Consider the following 17,252-nt stretch of genomic DNA (forward strand, 5'->3'; position numbering starts at 1 on the left):
TATGAGAAGGAATGAGTTATGACCCAGAAATTCGACGTGGTAGTGATTGGTGCGGGCCCCGGCGGGTACGTTGCCGCCATCAAGGCAGCTCAGCTCGGCCTGAAAACCGCCTGCATCGAGAAGTACCAGGACAAGGAAGGCAAGACCGCTCTGGGCGGCACCTGCCTGAACGTCGGCTGCATTCCGTCGAAGGCGCTGCTGGACAGCTCCTACAAGTACCATGAGGCCCACGAAGGCTTCAAAATCCACGGTATCGAAGCCAAGGGCGTCACCATCGACGTACCGGCAATGGTTGGCCGCAAGAACACCATCGTTAAGAACCTGACCGGTGGTGTGAGCACCCTGTTCAAGGCCAACGGTGTGACCCTGCTGGAAGGCCACGGCAAGCTGCTGGCCAACAAGCAGGTCGAAGTGACCGGTTCCGACGGCAAGGTACAGATCGTCGAAGCCGAGAACGTGATCCTCGCTTCCGGCTCCAAGCCAGTAGACATCCCGCCGGCCCCGGTCGACCAGGACGTGATCGTCGACTCCACCGGTGCCCTGGACTTCCAGGCCGTTCCGAAGAAGCTGGGCGTGATCGGCGCCGGCGTTATCGGTCTTGAGCTGGGCTCCGTCTGGGCCCGCCTGGGCGCTGAAGTGACCGTCATCGAAGCGCTGGACAAGTTCCTCCCGGCCGCTGACGAGCAGGTTTCCAAGGAAGCCCTGAAGGTCCTCACCAAGCAAGGCCTCAAGATTCGTCTGGGTGCCCGCGTGACCGGCTCCGAAGTGAAGAAGAAACAGGTCACTGTGAACTTTACCGACGCCAACGGCGAGCAGAAAGAAACCTTCGACAAGCTGATCGTGGCCGTGGGCCGTCGCCCGGTGACCACCGACCTGCTGGCCGCCGACAGCGGCGTGACCCTGGACGAGCGCGGTTTCATCTTTGTCGATGACTACTGCAAGACCAGCGTTCCGGGCGTCTACGCCATCGGCGACGTAGTACGTGGCGCCATGCTGGCCCACAAGGCTTCGGAAGAGGGCATCATGGTCGCCGAGCGCATTGCCGGCCACAAAGCCCAAATGAACTACGACCTGATTCCGTCGGTCATCTACACCCATCCGGAAATCGCATGGGTTGGCAAGACCGAGCAGGCGCTGAAGGCCGAAGGCGTTGAAGTCAACGTCGGCACCTTCCCGTTCGCTGCCAGCGGCCGCGCCATGGCTGCCAACGACACTGCCGGTTTCGTCAAGGTCATCGCCGATGCGAAGAGTGACCGCGTACTGGGTGTCCACGTGATTGGCCCAAGCGCTGCCGAACTGGTCCAGCAGGGTGCCATCGGCATGGAATTCGGCACCAGCGCCGAAGACCTCGGCATGATGGTCTTCTCGCACCCGACCCTGTCCGAAGCGCTGCACGAAGCGGCCCTCGCGGTGAATGGCCATGCCATTCACATCGCCAACCGCAAGAAGCGCTAAGCAATACCCCCTGCACGGGTCGCGCGCGAGCTCGTGCAGGACGAAGAACCACGGCGGGTGGCCCGTCGTGAGCATCGCCCGATAGGGCGAGGCTCACCGCGGAAAGCCCGCCGGACTGCCTTCATCAGCAGTCACAGGTGGCGCGGCACCACGAATGCAGCGCCGAATGCGCAATACCTAAACGAAGACGGTAGACAAGCATGAATCTCCACGAGTATCAGGGTAAGCAGCTGTTCGCTGAATACGGCCTGCCCGTATCCAAGGGCTTTGCCGTAGACACCCCGGAAGAAGCCGCAGAAGCCTGCGAAAAAATCGGTGGCAGCGAATGGGTTGTGAAGGCCCAGGTCCACGCTGGCGGCCGCGGTAAAGCGGGCGGCGTGAAGCTGGTCAAGAGCAAGGAAGACGCCAAGGCGTTCGCAGCCAACTGGCTGGGCAAGCGCCTGGTGACTTACCAGACTGACGCCAATGGTCAGCCGGTCAGCAAAATCCTGGTCGAATCCTGCACCGACATCGCCAAGGAACTGTACCTGGGCGCCGTGGTAGATCGTTCCAGCCGCCGTATCGTGTTCATGGCTTCCACCGAAGGTGGCGTGGACATCGAGAAAGTAGCTCACGACACTCCCGAGAAGATCCTCAAGGCCACCATCGACCCGCTGGTCGGCGCTCAGCCCTACCAGGGCCGTGAGCTGGCATTCCAGCTGGGCCTGGAAGGTGACCAGATCAAGCAGTTCACCCACATCTTCGTTGGCCTGGCCAAGCTGTTCCAGGACTACGACCTGGCCCTGCTGGAAGTGAACCCACTGGTCATCAAGGCTGACGGCAACCTGCATTGCCTGGACGCCAAGATCAACATCGACAGCAACGCCATGTACCGTCAGCCCAAGCTGCGCGCCATGCACGACCCGTCCCAGGACGACGCTCGTGAAGCCCATGCGCAGAAGTGGGAGCTGAACTACGTGGCCCTGGAAGGCAACATTGGCTGCATGGTCAACGGTGCCGGCCTGGCCATGGGTACCATGGACATCGTCAACCTCCACGGCGGCAAGCCGGCCAACTTCCTTGACGTTGGCGGCGGTGCAACCAAAGAGCGCGTGACCGAAGCGTTCAAGATCATCCTCTCCGACAGCAACGTTCAAGCCGTTCTGGTGAACATCTTCGGCGGCATCGTCCGCTGCGACATGATCGCTGAAGGCATCATCGGTGCCGTGAAGGAAGTTGGCGTGAAGGTTCCGGTCGTGGTTCGTCTGGAAGGCAACAATGCTGACCTCGGTGCCAAGGTACTGGCCGAGAGCGGTCTGAACATCATCGCGGCGACCAGCCTGACCGACGCTGCACAGCAAGTCGTCAAGGCCGCGGCGGAGGGCAAGTAATGAGCGTCCTGATCAACAAAGACACCAAAGTCATCTGCCAAGGCTTCACCGGTAGCCAGGGTACTTTCCACTCCGAACAAGCCATCGCCTACGGCACCAAGATGGTTGGCGGCGTGACCCCCGGCAAGGGCGGCACCACCCACCTGGGCCTGCCGGTGTTCAACACCGTCAAGGAAGCGGTTGAAGCCACTGGCGCCGAAGCTTCGGTCATCTACGTTCCGGCTCCCTTCTGCAAAGACTCGATCCTGGAAGCGGCCAACGGCGGCATCAAGCTGATCGTTTGCATCACCGAAGGCATCCCGACCCTCGACATGCTGGACGCCAAGGTCAAGTGTGACGAGCTGGGCGTACGCCTGATCGGCCCGAACTGCCCGGGCGTGATCACTCCCGGCGAGTGCAAGATCGGCATCATGCCGGGTCACATCCACCTGCCGGGCAAAGTAGGCATCGTGTCGCGTTCCGGCACCCTGACCTATGAAGCCGTGAAGCAGACCACCGACGCCGGCTTCGGCCAGTCCACTTGCGTGGGCATCGGCGGTGACCCGATCCCGGGCTCCAACTTCATCGACATCCTGAAGCTGTTCCAGGAAGACCCGCAGACCGAAGCCATCGTCATGATCGGCGAGATCGGCGGTTCCGCTGAAGAAGAAGCTGCTGCCTTCATCAAGGCAAACGTGACCAAGCCGGTGGTGTCCTACATCGCTGGTGTGACTGCCCCTCCGGGCAAGCGCATGGGCCACGCTGGCGCCATCATCTCCGGCGGCAAGGGCACTGCGGACGAGAAGTTCGCTGCTCTGCAGGACGCTGGCGTGAAAACCGTGCGTTCCCTGGCTGATATCGGCAAAGCCCTGGCTGAGCTGACCGGTTGGGAAGTCAAGAACGCCTAAGGCCTCTTGACGCAAGCAAAGGCCACCCCTCGGGGTGGCCTTTGTTGTTTCTGGTGCAACCTTTTTCGTGCTTGGTGTAACCGCTTGTCGGTTAAGCGACAGAAATGGTTGCTACTCCGACAGCCTGATCCACGTCAGGCGCCTGGCACAGTAAAATTGGTAGGGTTGCACCTATCCCGCTTTACAAGCTTCAAAAGAGCCGAGGCGGGCAACAGCGATCAATCCCAAACGGATGGATGACGTTTCCCCAAACCCCAAGGGAAACCCTTCGGAACGTATGAAATTCTGCCTGTGGTACTTCCCCTCATGATTCGATTGAAAGGCTCGGACCTCGTTGCCCTTGGTTTTATGACCTTTGCGCTTTTCCTTGGCGCAGGAAACATCATCTTCCCACCCAGCGCTGGCATGGCTGCGGGTGATAACGTCTGGCGTGCTGCGTTGGGCTTCCTCCTGACGGGTGTTGGCTTGCCGCTGTTGACCGTCATCGCCCTGGCTCGCGTAGGGGGTGGCATGGATCGCTTGACCGCGCCGCTTGGTAAGCGTGCCGGCCTACTCCTTGCAGTTGCCGTGTATCTGGCAATCGGCCCGCTGTTCGCGACTCCGCGAACCGCTGTGGTGTCCTTTGAAATGGGCGTTGCCCCCTTCACCGGCGATAGCGGCGTTGCTTTGTTCCTTTACAGCGCTGCCTATTTCGCTGCCGTGCTCTTCCTTGCTCTGAACCCGGGCAAACTGGTGGATAGCATCGGTAAATTCATCACGCCGGTTCTGCTTTCGGCACTGTTGGTGCTGGGTGGCGCCGCGCTGTTCGCCCCCGCCGGGACGATCGGCACTTCGGCTGCCGACTATCAGGCCGCTCCCTTCGTTCAGGGCTTCCTGCAGGGCTACCTGACCATGGACACGCTTGGCGCCCTGGTCTTCGGTATCGTGATTGCCACGGCGATTCGCGACCGCGGCGTCCAGGACCCGCGACTGGTGACCCGCTACTCCGTGATAGCTGGCGCCATCGCCGCTCTTGGCCTGTCGCTGGTTTACCTGGCGCTGTTTTACCTTGGCGCGACCAGCCAGGGTATCGCCGGCGAAGCGCAGAACGGTGTGCAGATCCTCACTGCCTATGTGCAACACACCTTCGGCACTGCGGGCAGTCTGCTGTTGGCCGTGGTCATCACCCTGGCCTGCCTGACCACTGCGGTCGGCTTGCTCACCGCCTGTGGCGAGTTCTTCAGCAAGTTGCTGCCGTTCTCTTATCGCACGGTGGTCCTGGCGTTTGGCCTGTTCAGCCTGCTGGTGGCCAACCAGGGCCTGACCCAACTCATCAGTCTGTCGGTGCCGGTGCTCGTGGGGCTTTACCCGCTGGCCATCGTTCTCATTGCCCTTAGCCTGCTGGATGCGCTCTGGGTCGACCCGCGTCGTGTCTTCGTCCCGACAATGTCCATCGCATTGGTCTTCGGCGTGGCCGATGGCTTCGCAGCTGCAGGGTTCAAAGACGTTGTTCCTGCGCTGTTTGGCCAGATGCCGCTCGCCCACCAGAGCCTTGGCTGGCTGGTGCCGGTGCTGGTTGTACTGGGAATCTCGATAGTGGCCGATCGCCTCATGGGCCGCGCTGTCGCCAGCCCGGTCTGACCGTTGCTGGATCGAGGAAGGCCGCCGAAGGGCGGCCTTTTTCGTGGCGCTGGGTTAATGGGGGGAGGCGGCGCTTGCTTTGCCATCGGGTCTCGTAAAGTGCGTCGGAATCCAGATTCAGAGACACGTTCGCTCAGGTCTCCCGGCGTGCCTTGTCGGCCCAAGTACCGGTCGAATGACCGGCGCGTTTCCCCTTGGTAGTGCATTGCACGTGTCGTGTTGTCATGGCCATGGATCGCTATAATTCGTTGCGTTCTTACAAGGAATTTGCATGTCGACCATTCTGCGCAACTGGCCTCACCTGTTGGCCATTCTCTGGTTCATTACCTGCTGGGTGGGGTACACCCGCTACGCCATCTGGAAGGGCAAGGACACCGCCTGCCTGGCTTCGGTCCTGCATCTCTACCGCGAGGACTGGATGCGTCGCCTGTTGCTGCGCGACAACCGTATCGCCGACGCCAGTGTGATCGGCAACCTTGAGCGCAACGCCTCGTTCTTCGCCTCCAGTACCCTGATCATCCTGGCCGGCATTCTCACGGTGTTCGGCTCCACTGATCGCGCAGTGTCAGTGCTGGCCGACCTGCCGTTCGTTCAGGCTGCCAGCCGCAGTATTTCCGAGCTGAAGCTGTTGGGCCTCGCCGTCGTCTTCGTTTACGCCTTCTTCACCTTCAGTTGGTGCATGCGTCAGTACAACTTCGCCGCCATCCTGGTTGGATCGGCGCCGATGATCGGAGAGAAACACGTCAGCGAGCAGGAGAGGAAGGCTTTCGCCGAACGTACCGCGCGGGTGATTTCCCTGGCGGCCAACCAGTTCAACTTCGGCTTGCGCAGCTACTATTTCGGGTTGGCCATGCTGGCCTGGTTCATCAATCCCTGGTTTTTCATCATTGCGACCACAGGTGTTGTGCTAGTGCTTTACCGCCGCGAATTCCATTCCGATGTACTGGATGTGATGGTCTACACCCCAACCCACGCGCTGGAAGCGCCCAAGGAGAAGGTTGAATGAGTATTCCTTTCTGGTGCCTGTTCTTCTCGGCCCTGCTCATCTACCTGGCGAAGATTCCCGTGGCCAAGGCCATGCGTGAAGAGGGCAGGGGCTACGACAACCGTCATCCACGTGCGCAGCAGGCACGGTTGACTGGTTTCGGTGCGCGGGCTGTTGCGGCGCATCAGAACAGCATCGAGATTTTCCCGCTGTTCGCCGCCGGTGTGCTCATGTCCCATGTCACCCAGACCCACGGCTACTTCGTCGACCTGCTGGCGATCATCTTCATCGTGTCGCGCGTGCTTTACCTGTTCCTCTATTGGAACGACAAGGCCACCCTGCGCAGCTTGGTCTGGTTCGTCGGCCTGGTCTGCTGCCTGTTGTTGATGCTCAGTCCGGCACTCTGACCCACGGAAACAACAAGGCCCGCGCAATGCGGGCCTTGTCGTAGCTATTGCCAGGAGTTTACTGGCTCTGCTCCTCGGTCGGTGCAGTCTCCGGAGCGGCCGGAGCGGCGGGTGCGCTCGGAGCCGGGGCGGCTTCCGGAGCCGGAGTCGGGGCTGGGGCCGGTGCGCTCGGCTGGGATTCGGTCGCCGGTGCAGCCGGTGCCTGGGCCTCTTCCTTCTTGTCGCAGGCAGCGAGACCAAGGCTAGCGGCCAGGAGCAGGGCGAGAGACAGGGTTTTCTTCATCATTGAGCCTCCATGTGTGGCTTTTCCTCATCGATAGGCGTTGGAGTTTGTGACCTGTTTCTAAGTTCCGTGCTTAACGCAAAAAGCCTTACTCGAACGCTTGGCCACGGCGTGGGAGCATCCGTCGGGGTATCATTTAGCACTTTGCCCACTTTCCGCCAAGGTTGCAGTCATGACGGACAATTCCCTTATCGAACGGTCGCAGCGCTTTCTTTCCGCGTTGCGCCACTGCCAGGTGCTCGGCCTGAGCGTGCATGACGCCACGCCCCAGGGCCTGACTCTGCGTTTGCCTTACAGCCAACAGATCATCGGCAACCCGGAAACTGGCGTGATCCACGGCGGCGCCATTACGACCTTGATGGACACCACCTGCGGCATTTCCACGGTCTGCGTACTGCCGGAGTTCGAAATCTGCCCGACCCTGGACCTGCGCATCGACTACATGCACCCGGCTGAGCCGCACAAGGACGTCTACGGATTCGCCGAGTGCTACCGGGTGACGCCCAATGTCATCTTCACCCGTGGCTATGCCTATCAGGACGACCCGGCCCAGCCCATCGCCCATGTGGTCGGCGCCTTCATGCGCATGGGCAAGCCCGGCCAGTTGAAGCAGGGAGGTGCGGTATGAGCCTCGACTTCAACGCCCTGGTGCGCGAGGCCCAGGAGAAGAATGACTACGACTCGTTGGTGTGCCTGATCCCCTACGCCAAGCTGATCGGCATGGAATGCCTGCGCCTGGGGGATGACATGGTGTTCCGTCTTCCGGCGAGCAAGGACAACATCGGCAACCCGACCCTGCCGGCCATCCACGGCGGTGTGATCGCCGGTTTCATGGAGCATGCGGCCATGCTCCACCTGCTGATGTTCATGGGCACGCCACATATGCCCAAAATCATCGACTTCTCGATAGATTACCTGCGCGCTGGACACTATCGTGACACCTTCGTCCAGTGCCAGGTCTGGCGACAAGGCCGCCGCGTCGCCAACGTCGCCATCACCGCCTGGCAGACCACCCAGACCGAACCCATCGCCACCGCACGCGCCCACTTCAAGGTCGACGAGCCCTGAGGCGCGCCAGTAAGGTCCGGTCGCTCTCAAGGAAAGTCCGATGGTTGCGTTACTGATACTTGGTGGCCTGCTGCTGATCGTCACCGGCCTGGTCTGGCTGGTGATGCTCGCCTTTGGTACGAGTTTGCTCTGGGGCTTTGGCAGCTTGTTGCCGCCGGTGACGCTGGCCTATGTGCTCAACCATTGGCGCACCGCGCGCAAGGCAGTGGCCCTGGGCGCTATGGGCTTCATTCCGCTGGTGGTGGGGCTGACGATGCTGGCCGCGCAGGACCCTGAGCGGCTGCAGGCAATCATCAGCCTTCGCTGGCTGGGTGATGAGCCGCAGGCCGTGTCAGAACTGGATATCCGTCTCAACGGTGAGCTCAATGGCCAGCGCTTCTCGCCGCTACAGGCCGAACTGGTGGACGGCATTCTCAGCCTGCGCGAGGGGCAGGATTTCTACGCCCGTCGCGAGTTGACCATTCGTGTCGGCAACCTGCCGAAGGGGGCCTTGCGCCTGGACGTGCTGCCCCAGGACCCTGGACCGCAACCGGAAGTCGAGATCAGTTGGCTGCTACCGGAGCAGGAGCTACCGGAGGCCCGGCGTATCCCCCGTGGCTACACCCTGCATCTGGACTTGCAGCCCGTGGCGCCAAACCGTCTGGCCGGCGACTTCCATCTGGTCTTGCCGCCGAAGTTCGCCACTACACTCACGGGCCATCTGGAGGTCTTTACCGACCGCCTGCGCTACCGCGATGGACGGGTGGATACCGCCTACGACTCTCGCGACACCTTGGCCTATGTGATTCGTGACTACCTGCAGCGGCGCTTTGCCACCCATGACGTAGAGCTGGCCCAACTGCCAGCTGTCAGCCTGCCGTCGCGCGAGTTGGATCTGGACGTGGAGGCCCGTGTCGACGGCCAGGTTCGGCATCTGCCCTTGCCGCTAGCCAAGAGCGAGGCCCGGGGCTGGCGTGTGCGCCATGACAGTTTCCCGCCATTGACCACTCCCAGCGTGTCACCTGAAGCGCCGAACGGGGCACGGGAGCTGTCGCCTGTCGCGGACACCACCGGTCCGGTGGATCGTCGCGTGCGTTTCTCGCTGCAACGTTTGCTGAACACCCCCAGCCAGTACCAAGAGCTCGGCATGCGTGTGTACACAGTGCGTGGGAGCACCGCCGAAGGCCGCTTCGCCGGGTTGGATCGCGATGGCCGGATCCTCATTCGTCGTAACCTGGGCGGGGCAGGGGCCGCCAGCTTCAGTTTCGATGTCGAAGAGGTGTCCGACGTGGAGTTGCTGGAGCCCTGAGCCGGTCGAGTGAAACGCGCTTCTCTTTTCACTGTTTCCGGGCCCATAGCGGGTGCCATTGGCGGGCAAGTCCTGTTCGATTTTCCTAAGCACTTGAAATCCTTGTCGAAGCCCCCATCTGGATGACATCCGCCGCCGTATGCGGCTCAAACCATCCACGTGGAGTTAGACGACCATGAGTGTGGAAACTCAAAAAGAAACCCTGGGCTTCCAGACCGAGGTGAAGCAACTGCTTCACCTGATGATCCATTCCCTGTATTCCAACAAGGAAATCTTCCTCCGTGAGCTGATTTCCAACGCCTCCGATGCTGCCGACAAGCTGCGCTTCGAAGCGCTGGCCAAGCCCGAGCTGCTGGAAGGCGGCGCCGAGCTGAAGATCCGCGTCAGCTTCGACAAGGACGCTCGCACCATCACCCTCGAAGACAACGGCATCGGCATGAGCCGCGACGAGGTGATCGCTCACCTGGGCACCATTGCCAAGTCCGGCACTGCCGACTTCCTGAAGAACCTTTCCGGCGACCAGAAGAAGGACTCCCACCTTATTGGTCAGTTCGGCGTGGGCTTCTATTCCGCCTTCATCGTCGCCGACAAAGTAGACGTTTTCACTCGCCGCGCCGGTCTGTCGGCGAGCGAAGGCGTGCACTGGTCCTCGCAAGGCGAGGGCGAATTCGACATCGCCACTGTCGACAAGGCAGAGCGCGGTACCCGCATCGTCCTGCACCTGAAGAGTGGCGAAGAGGAGTTCGCCGATGGCTGGCGTCTGCGCAACGTCATCAAGAAATACTCCGACCACATCGCCCTGCCCATCGAGCTGCCGAAAGAACACCACGGCGAAGATGCGCCCGCCGAGCAGGAGTGGGAAACCGTTAACCGCGCCAGCGCGCTCTGGACTCGCCCGCGTACCGAGGTCAAGGACGAGGAGTACCAGGAGTTCTACAAGCACGTTGCCCATGACTTCGAGAACCCGCTGTCCTGGAGCCACAACAAGGTCGAAGGCAAGCTGGAATACACTTCGCTGCTCTATGTCCCGGCCCGTGCCCCGTTCGACCTCTATCACCGCGAGGCACCGCGTGGCCTGAAGCTGTATGTGCAGCGCGTGTTCATCATGGACCAGGCCGAACAGTTCCTGCCGCTCTACCTGCGTTTCATCAAGGGCGTCGTGGACTCCAATGACTTGTCGTTGAACGTCTCCCGCGAAATCCTGCAGTCGGGTCCGGTGGTCGACTCCATGAAGTCGGCCCTGACCAAGCGCGTGCTGGACATGCTGGAGAAACTGGCCAAGAACGAACCCGAGCAGTACAAGGGCTTCTGGACCCACTTCGGCCAGGTGCTGAAGGAAGGCCCGGCCGAGGACTTCGCCAACAAGGAAAAGATTGCCGGCCTGCTGCGCTTCGCTTCGACCCAGGATGCATCCGGTGAGCAGAGTGCTTCCCTCGCCGACTACATCGGCCGCATGAAGGAAGGCCAGGACAAGATCTACTTCCTCACCGGCGAGAGCTATTCGCAGGTGAAGAACAGCCCGCACCTGGAAGTCTTCCGCAAGAAAGGCATCGAAGTGCTGCTGCTCACCGACCGTATCGACGAGTGGCTGATGAGCTACCTGTCCGACTTCGACGGCAAGGGTTTCGTGGATGTCGCCCGTGGTGACCTGGACCTGGGCAAGCTGGACTCGGAAGAGGACAAGAAGGCCCAGGAGGAAGTCGCCAAGACCAAGGAAGGCCTGATCGAGCGCCTGAAGAAGGTGCTGGACGAGCAGGTCAGCGAAGTGCGCGTTTCCCACCGTCTGACTGACTCCCCGGCGATCCTCGCCATCGGCGAGCAGGATTTGGGTCTGCAGATGCGCCAGATCCTCGAGGCCAGTGGCCAGAAGGTGCCGGACTCCAAGCCGATCTTCGAGATCAACCCGGCCCACCCGCTGATCGAGAAGCTGGATGGCGAGCAGGATGAGGGCCGTTTTGGCGAGCTGTCCCACATCCTCTTCGACCAGGCCGCCCTCGCCGCTGGCGACAGCCTGAAGGACCCGGCCGCCTATGTGCGCCGCCTGAACAAGCTGCTGGTGGAGCTCTCGGCCTGATAAGAGGCTGGAACGGAACAGGCCCGCGAATTGCGGGCCTTTTTCGTTGTGTTGTGGGTGCTTGACGCTTCGGCGGAGCGAATTCATTCGCTACGCAGACCGCACAAGGTCAGGTCGACACTGCCGCGCTCTTGAAATCCCATGCAACGAACCCGGCAGGAGGGCTCAGCCGGCATTGGGTCTAACCTTAGTCATTTCCCCAGGCACAGGAGAGTCCCCATGAACCGTTTGCTCCTGCCTTTGCTGCTGTTCGCATTCGCCGGCCCCACTTGGGCGGCCATGGTTACCCAGGTTGTTCCGTACGAGATCGACGGCAAGGCCTTCGAAGGCACCCTGGTCTATGACGATGCGGTGAAGACCCCACGCCCCGGCCTGCTGATGGTGCCCAACTGGCTGGGCGTGACCCGGGCCGCAGCCGAGCAGGCCAAGGAAATCGCCGGCCAGCGCTACGTGATCTTCATTGCCGACATGTATGGCAAGGACGTTCGTCCGACCAATCCAGACGAAGCCAGGGCCGCCGCGACGGCCGTACGCGGTGATCGGCCCTTGATGCGCAAGCGTGCCCAGGCCGGTGTGGAGACTCTCAAGGCGCAGGCGGGGCAGGTGTCGCTGGACCTGGCGAGTCTCGGCGCCATCGGCTTCTGCTTCGGTGGCGGCAGCGTTCTGGAACTGGCTCGCTCAGGCGCACAGCTGAAGGGCTTCGTGTCTTTCCACGGCAACCTGGACACGCCGAACCCGGCCGATGCGCGCAATATTCGCGCGCCGGTACTGGTGCTGCATGGCGCTGACGACCCTGCCGTGCCCAAGACCCAGGTAGAGGCTTTCACTGCCGAAATGACGGCCGCCAAGGCCGATTGGCAACTGGTCAGCTACGGTGGTGCGGTGCATTCCTTCACCGAGCGCGGGGCCAGCGTGCCAGGGCGCAATGAATACAATCCCAAGGTCGCTGCCCGGGCCTACCAGGCTATGAACGACCTGTTCGACGAAGTCTTTGGCGGACCGAGGTAATCCATGACGCAGATCCAATCCCAGGTCCTCGGCTATACCTGCGATGGCCTGGCCTTTGAAAGTCGCCTGGTGTTCGATGCCGGGGATACTGCCTCGCGTCCGGGTCTGTTGATGGCGCCCAACTGGTTCGGAGTCAGCGACGGCGCAGTGGACCTCGCCGGACAGGTGGCCAGTCGGGGCTATCGCGTACTGCTCGTCGACCTGTATGGCGCGGCGGTGCGACCGGGTAGTCCGGCAGAAGCCGGCGCCGCCATGCTGCCGCTCAAACAGGACCGTGTGCTAATGCGCCGGCGCTTGGTGGCGGCCCTGGACGCGCTGCGTGGCCAGCAGGCGGTGCTCATGGATGGCAAGCGCCTGGCGGCTTTTGGATTCTGCTTTGGCGGCACGTGCGCGCTGGAACTGGCGAGAGCCGGAGCGCCGCTCAAGGCGGCGGTGTCCTTCCATGGGGCGCTGGATACGCCCGATCCGTCTGACGCGCGCAATATCCAGGGCGCGGTCCTGGTGCTGGATGGCGCGTTGGACCCGCTGGTGCCCCGTGAACAATTACCGGCCTTCGCCAGGGAGATGGGCGAGGCAGGGGTGGATTGGCAGTTGCTGAGTTATGGTGGCGCGGTGCATTCGTTCACCGATCCTGCCGCCAACCATCCGGGCACCGCGCAGTACAACGCCACGGTGTCGAGGCGCGCCTTCACCGCCATGTACGCGCTGCTGGACGAAGTCTTCGCCTGAGCCCCCAGCCATTTGTGGGAGCCCATAGGGTGGGCTTCGGCCCACCACCCGACGTCCAGATCAGCGCGGTAACTCGATGCGGCTGGTTTCGCCCGGCACGGTCGGCCAGTCACCAGCCGCCCAACGGCTGCGCGCTTGTTCGATCAGTTCCGGGCTGCTGGACACGAAGTTCCAGTTCATCCGTCGCGGCCCATCCAGTGGTGCGCCGCCGATCATCACCAGCTGGCTACCGCTGCATGCGGAGAGCACGTACTCCACGCCCTCTGGCAGCACCACCAGACTGCGTGCTTCGAGCGGCAGGTCGTCCAGCATTGCTTCGCCTTCCAGCAGATAGAGCGCCCGCTGTGGATGTTCGCAGGGGATGGTCAAGGTGGCGCCGGCTTCCAGTTGCAGGTCAGCGTAGAGAGTAGGGGAGAGCACCGGTACAGGCGATTCCAGGCAGAAGCCGGTTCCGGCGATCAGGCGGATGCGTACACCGAGTGCGTCCTGCTGCGGCAGGCTCGCCGCCGGATGATGGCTGTAGCTGGGTTCGCAATCCTCGAATTCCTTTGGCAGGGCCAGCCAGACTTGCAGGCCGTGCGCGCGCGGGCCGCTGGCCATCAGCTTCGCCGGGGTGCGCTCGACATGGGCAACGCCGCGGCCGGCAGTCATCCAGCTGACGTCGCCCGGCTTCACCAATTGGTCCGAGCCCAGGCTGTCCTTGTGTTGCAGTTCGCCTTCGAACAGGTAAGTGAGGGTGGATAGGCCGATATGGGGGTGCTGGCGCACGTCCATGCCGGTGTCGGGGGCGTAGTCAGCTTCCAGCATGTGGTCGAAGAATACGAAGGGGCCGACGCTGCGGCACTGGGCCGACGGCAGCGGTCGGAGGATGGGTTGCCCGGCGACTTCTTCGGCGCGCGGCCGTATGGTGAGAATGTTCATGCTCAGGTTTCCTGTTCGGGTCACTGGCTGAAGTTGCCTTCGGCAAGGCGCGTTTCGATGCTCACTTCCACCTGGGTCATCAGCTTGTGTACCGGGCACTTGTCGGCGATGCGCAGCAGGGTGGCGCGTTGCTCGTCGGTGAGGGCGCCGCGCAGGGTCAGTTTCACGTCCAGGCGGTAGTGCCCCTTGCGTTCCTCGCTGTCGTCGCGGGTCACCTCAACGTCCACGCCAGTCAGCGGGATGCCGTTTTTCTGGGCGTAATAGGTGACGGTCAGGGCCTTGCAGCTGCCCAGTGCTGCGTCGAAGTAGTCATGAGGCTCCGGGTCCGCACCGGCACCGCCAAGGTCCGTCGGCAGGTCAGTGAACAGCGGTGCCTTGCCTTCCAGCTCGATGCGTTGGCGGGTGCCGTTGGCGGAATCACGGGTGAGACGGATGGTCATGGGAGGCCTCCTGGCCGATGGGCGGAAAAGTCTCGCTAGGCTAGCGCAAAGGGCGGCGGCCGGGCAGCGGGTAACCCGGTTGAACGCGGTCAGCCGGCTGCCGGTCTATAGTCGCTCATGCACCCGGGAGGACCTGCCTTGTATCGACTGAGGACCAGTCTCGCCGCACTGCTGCTGACGGCGACCATGCCGGGGGAAGCGCGCGAGTACCACTACAGCGACGCCCACCTGCACTATGTGGATTTCTTCCAGGAAACGGATGGCATGAAAGCCCTCCTGGACGCAATGGACAAGGGTCGCATCGACCACGCAATGATCTCCGGTATTCCGGTGGCCAAGAAGTGGCACGAGGATGAACCCAAGCGGCCGCGCTACTACGCTGGCGACGACGCCGGAGCCTACTGGTACAGCGCCACCGACGTGCTGGTGGCCGCAGCGGTGAAGCAACTGCCGGTCGATCAGCGCAAGCGTTTTCATCCCTTTCTCAGCGGTTTCAATCCCAACGACAAGAATTCCGACGCCCACATTCGCCGCATGCTCGAACTGGATCCGGGGCTTTGGCAGGGCATCGGCGAGGTGTTCACCCGCCACGACGACCTCACCGCCCTCATCGATGGCGACACGCCACGGGCCAACAACGAGGCCATGAGCCGCATCTACCACCTGGCGGCCGAGTACGACCTGCCGGTGTTGTTGCACTCCAACATCACCTCCAAGCGTGAGCGCAATCCGCTCTACCTGCAGGAAGTGGAAGAGCCGCTGCGCAACCATCCCCACGTGCGCTTCATCTGGGCCCACGCCGGCTCCAGCCTGGAGATCCACCGCCACCAGACGAAGCTGGACTTTCTCCTGTCCACCCTGGAGCGGCTGCTGGGGGCCTACCCGAACCTCTACGTCGACCTCTCCTGGAGTGTGCTGAAACCCTACTTGCTGGATGCCGGCGGCAAGCCGGACCGGCGCTGGCTGGCATTGGTGGAGCGGTATCCGGAGCGCTTCATGCTGGGCTCCGACGTGGTCGGCCATTTCGACGGCCTGGGGGACTACCTGGCGGCCTACAACGCCTTCCTCGACGCCCTGCCCGAAGCGGTGGCGCGCAAGGTTGCGCGGGACAATTTCCTGGCAGTGCTGCCGCGCAAACACCGGAGTGACATCGCGCAGTGAGTCTGTCACGAGGCTGTCATGGCCACGTCATAACCTCGCGCCACCGCAAACAAGGAGCGCGACATGATCCCCTTTCGAATGACAGCACTCGTGGCCCTGGGCCTGGCTTCCGGCGTGGCCCTGGCTGATGTACGGGTGGACGGCCCGGTGGAGTACGGCATCTTCGAATCGCAGTATCAGGACTACCAGCCGGGCGAGCGTGTGCTGACCCGCAGCAACCAGAACATCGAGCAGACCGACGAGATCCCGGCCAAGTTGGGCACCAAGTTCGGCATGCGTTACACGCTGCTCGGCAAGCAGGATAAGGACACCCCGCTGACCCTGCTGTACTTGACCCCCGGCGTGGTTACCCCGGACGGCAAGCGTCACGACAAGTTCGTGGTCGAGCAGAAGATGGCTCCTGGCGCGCCGATGGACGTGATGGCCTACGAATTCACCGAGCACTACGAAGTGGTTCCGGGCGAGTGGCGTTTCATGGTGTTCCAGGGCGACCGTCTGTTGGCCGAGCAGCGTTTCACCGTCCGCTGATCCCGCGCGTGTCGCCAGAGCGCGCTATATTCGCTGGGTCATAGGTGGGCGCGAGGCGCGGGTCCATGGCCGAACAGATCAGCATCCTGGTGGTGGACGACGACGAGGCGATCCGCGAGCTGCTGCTGGATTACCTCGGCGGCCAGGGCTACCAGGTGCACGCCGTCGGCGACAGCGGCCAGCTGCGCGCGCGGTTGGCCGAGGCGCTGCCCGATCTGGTGCTGCTGGATGTAGGGCTGCCCGGCGAGGACGGCCTGAGCCTTGCGCGCTACCTGCGCGAACATCACGACCTGCCGGTGATCATGGTCTCCGGCGCCGGCACGCCACTGGATCGCATCGTCGGGCTGGAGGTCGGTGCCGACGACTACCTGGCCAAGCCCTTCGACCCGCGTGAGTTGCTGGCGCGGGTCAAGACCGTGTTGCGGCGCTATCGTCGCGCCCCGGCGGCTTCCACCCAGCCCGCCCCGGAAAGCGAGGGGGCCTGCCTGCAACTTGGCCTCTGCCGCCTCGATCTGCAAAGCCGCCAGCTGCTTGACGCCGCAGGAGAGGAAATCCCTCTGACCGCCATGGAGTTCGACCTGCTCCAGGCCTTCGCCCAGCGGCCCAACCGGCCGTTATCTCGCGACCAGTTGTTGAACCTTACCCAGCATCGCGACTGGAACCCGTTCGACCGCTCCATCGACATCCGCATCGCTCGCCTACGCCGCAAGCTGGAAACGGACCCGGACAAACCGCAGATCATCCGCACCGTTCGCGGCGTCGGATACATGTTCGTCCCGGGCTGAGTCCGCAAGAAGCGGTAGGGGCGAATTCATTGCCGGTAGGAGCTGGCTTGCCAGCGAATGGTCCCGTTTCGCTAGCAAGCCAGCTCCCAAGGCTCTTGGCCCGCTGATAAATCGCTCGCAACAGCTAACGCAGACATAGCGAATGAATTCGCCCCCACGTCAGCTCTTTGTTTCAATTGTTTCAATGGCTCCGGGGCCCTCCGGGCGTGGCCCGGCTGTCTCTATACTCAGGCTGTCCGCTAC

General features: G+C 62.5%; 18 protein-coding genes. 15 read left to right on the plus strand and 3 right to left on the minus strand.

What is annotated here, in order from left to right; genetic code table 11:
- Positions 1–18 precede the first annotated feature (18 nt).
- The 6 genes from lpdA (at position 19) to E8F20_RS07965 (ending at position 6,724) form a co-directional block, all read left to right on the plus strand.
- A complete protein-coding gene (gene lpdA, locus E8F20_RS07940) occupies positions 19–1,455 on the plus strand; it encodes a dihydrolipoyl dehydrogenase (protein ID WP_280283272.1) in 1,437 nt (478 codons plus the stop codon).
- Positions 1,456–1,655: 200 nt separating this feature from the next.
- Positions 1,656–2,825: an ADP-forming succinate--CoA ligase subunit beta gene (sucC, locus tag E8F20_RS07945; protein WP_028629429.1), complete on the plus strand. Its 1,170-nt coding sequence runs from the start codon at positions 1,656–1,658 to the stop codon at positions 2,823–2,825.
- Entirely contained in the window at positions 2,825–3,712 is an 888-nt protein-coding gene (gene sucD / locus E8F20_RS07950) for a succinate--CoA ligase subunit alpha (RefSeq protein ID WP_028629428.1), read from the plus strand. The genes sucC and sucD overlap by 1 nt, the downstream gene beginning before the upstream one ends.
- A gap of 306 nt (positions 3,713–4,018) precedes the next feature.
- Complete coding sequence (gene brnQ / locus E8F20_RS07955) at positions 4,019–5,332, plus strand: branched-chain amino acid transport system II carrier protein (RefSeq protein ID WP_280283273.1); 1,314 nt, start codon at positions 4,019–4,021, stop codon at positions 5,330–5,332.
- Positions 5,333–5,603: 271 nt separating this feature from the next.
- Complete coding sequence (locus tag E8F20_RS07960; protein WP_280283274.1) at positions 5,604–6,338, plus strand: DUF599 domain-containing protein; 735 nt, start codon at positions 5,604–5,606, stop codon at positions 6,336–6,338.
- The gene (locus E8F20_RS07965) at positions 6,335–6,724 is read left to right on the plus strand and encodes an MAPEG family protein (protein WP_280283275.1); all 390 of its coding nucleotides are present in this window, start codon (positions 6,335–6,337) and stop codon (positions 6,722–6,724) included. The genes E8F20_RS07960 and E8F20_RS07965 overlap by 4 nt, the downstream gene beginning before the upstream one ends.
- Positions 6,725–6,782: 58 nt before the next feature.
- Here the strand turns inward: E8F20_RS07965 and E8F20_RS07970 are convergent, their stop codons facing one another.
- Positions 6,783–7,007: a hypothetical protein gene (locus E8F20_RS07970; protein ID WP_028629424.1), complete on the minus strand. Its 225-nt coding sequence runs from the start codon at positions 7,005–7,007 to the stop codon at positions 6,783–6,785.
- Between the two features lie 172 nt (positions 7,008–7,179).
- Between E8F20_RS07970 and E8F20_RS07975 the strand changes: the two genes are divergently transcribed.
- The 6 genes from E8F20_RS07975 to E8F20_RS08000 all read left to right on the plus strand — a co-directional run bounded on the left by E8F20_RS07975 (position 7,180) and on the right by E8F20_RS08000 (position 13,174).
- The gene (locus E8F20_RS07975; RefSeq protein WP_280283276.1) at positions 7,180–7,635 is read left to right on the plus strand and encodes a PaaI family thioesterase; all 456 of its coding nucleotides are present in this window, start codon (positions 7,180–7,182) and stop codon (positions 7,633–7,635) included.
- Positions 7,632–8,075 (plus strand): PaaI family thioesterase, encoded by a 444-nt coding sequence (locus E8F20_RS07980; RefSeq protein ID WP_028629422.1) that lies wholly within the window; start codon positions 7,632–7,634, stop codon positions 8,073–8,075. The genes E8F20_RS07975 and E8F20_RS07980 overlap by 4 nt, the downstream gene beginning before the upstream one ends.
- Before the next feature lie 40 nt (positions 8,076–8,115).
- A complete protein-coding gene (locus tag E8F20_RS07985; protein WP_280283277.1) occupies positions 8,116–9,363 on the plus strand; it encodes an MFS transporter in 1,248 nt (415 codons plus the stop codon).
- A 175-nt stretch (positions 9,364–9,538) separates the two neighbouring features.
- Positions 9,539–11,437, plus strand: a complete 1,899-nt coding sequence (gene htpG / locus E8F20_RS07990) for a molecular chaperone HtpG (RefSeq protein WP_280283278.1) — start codon at positions 9,539–9,541, stop codon at positions 11,435–11,437.
- Positions 11,438–11,656: 219 nt separating this feature from the next.
- Positions 11,657–12,445, plus strand: a complete 789-nt coding sequence (locus tag E8F20_RS07995) for a dienelactone hydrolase family protein (protein ID WP_280283279.1) — start codon at positions 11,657–11,659, stop codon at positions 12,443–12,445.
- A gap of 3 nt (positions 12,446–12,448) precedes the next feature.
- A complete protein-coding gene (locus E8F20_RS08000) occupies positions 12,449–13,174 on the plus strand; it encodes a dienelactone hydrolase family protein (RefSeq protein WP_280283280.1) in 726 nt (241 codons plus the stop codon).
- Between the two features lie 60 nt (positions 13,175–13,234).
- Here the strand turns inward: E8F20_RS08000 and E8F20_RS08005 are convergent, their stop codons facing one another.
- Positions 13,235–14,095, minus strand: a complete 861-nt coding sequence (locus tag E8F20_RS08005) for a pirin family protein (protein WP_280283281.1) — start codon at positions 14,093–14,095, stop codon at positions 13,235–13,237.
- A 20-nt stretch (positions 14,096–14,115) separates the two neighbouring features.
- Complete coding sequence (locus tag E8F20_RS08010) at positions 14,116–14,535, minus strand: OsmC family protein (RefSeq protein ID WP_274801044.1); 420 nt, start codon at positions 14,533–14,535, stop codon at positions 14,116–14,118.
- A gap of 117 nt (positions 14,536–14,652) precedes the next feature.
- Between E8F20_RS08010 and E8F20_RS08015 the strand changes: the two genes are divergently transcribed.
- From E8F20_RS08015 to E8F20_RS08025, 3 genes are all read left to right on the plus strand, one after another.
- The gene (locus E8F20_RS08015; RefSeq protein ID WP_280283282.1) at positions 14,653–15,696 is read left to right on the plus strand and encodes an amidohydrolase family protein; all 1,044 of its coding nucleotides are present in this window, start codon (positions 14,653–14,655) and stop codon (positions 15,694–15,696) included.
- 63 nt (positions 15,697–15,759) lie between these two features.
- Positions 15,760–16,224 carry a DUF3859 domain-containing protein gene (locus E8F20_RS08020; RefSeq protein WP_280283283.1) on the plus strand — a complete coding sequence of 155 codons (465 nt, stop codon included), beginning with the start codon at positions 15,760–15,762 and terminating at the stop codon, positions 16,222–16,224.
- A gap of 65 nt (positions 16,225–16,289) precedes the next feature.
- A complete protein-coding gene (locus E8F20_RS08025; protein ID WP_280283284.1) occupies positions 16,290–17,009 on the plus strand; it encodes a response regulator in 720 nt (239 codons plus the stop codon).
- Positions 17,010–17,252: the final 243 nt, after the last annotated feature.

The sequence above is a fragment of the Pseudomonas sp. BN415 genome (assembly GCF_029871195.1).
Taxonomy (GTDB): domain Bacteria; phylum Pseudomonadota; class Gammaproteobacteria; order Pseudomonadales; family Pseudomonadaceae; genus Metapseudomonas; species Metapseudomonas resinovorans.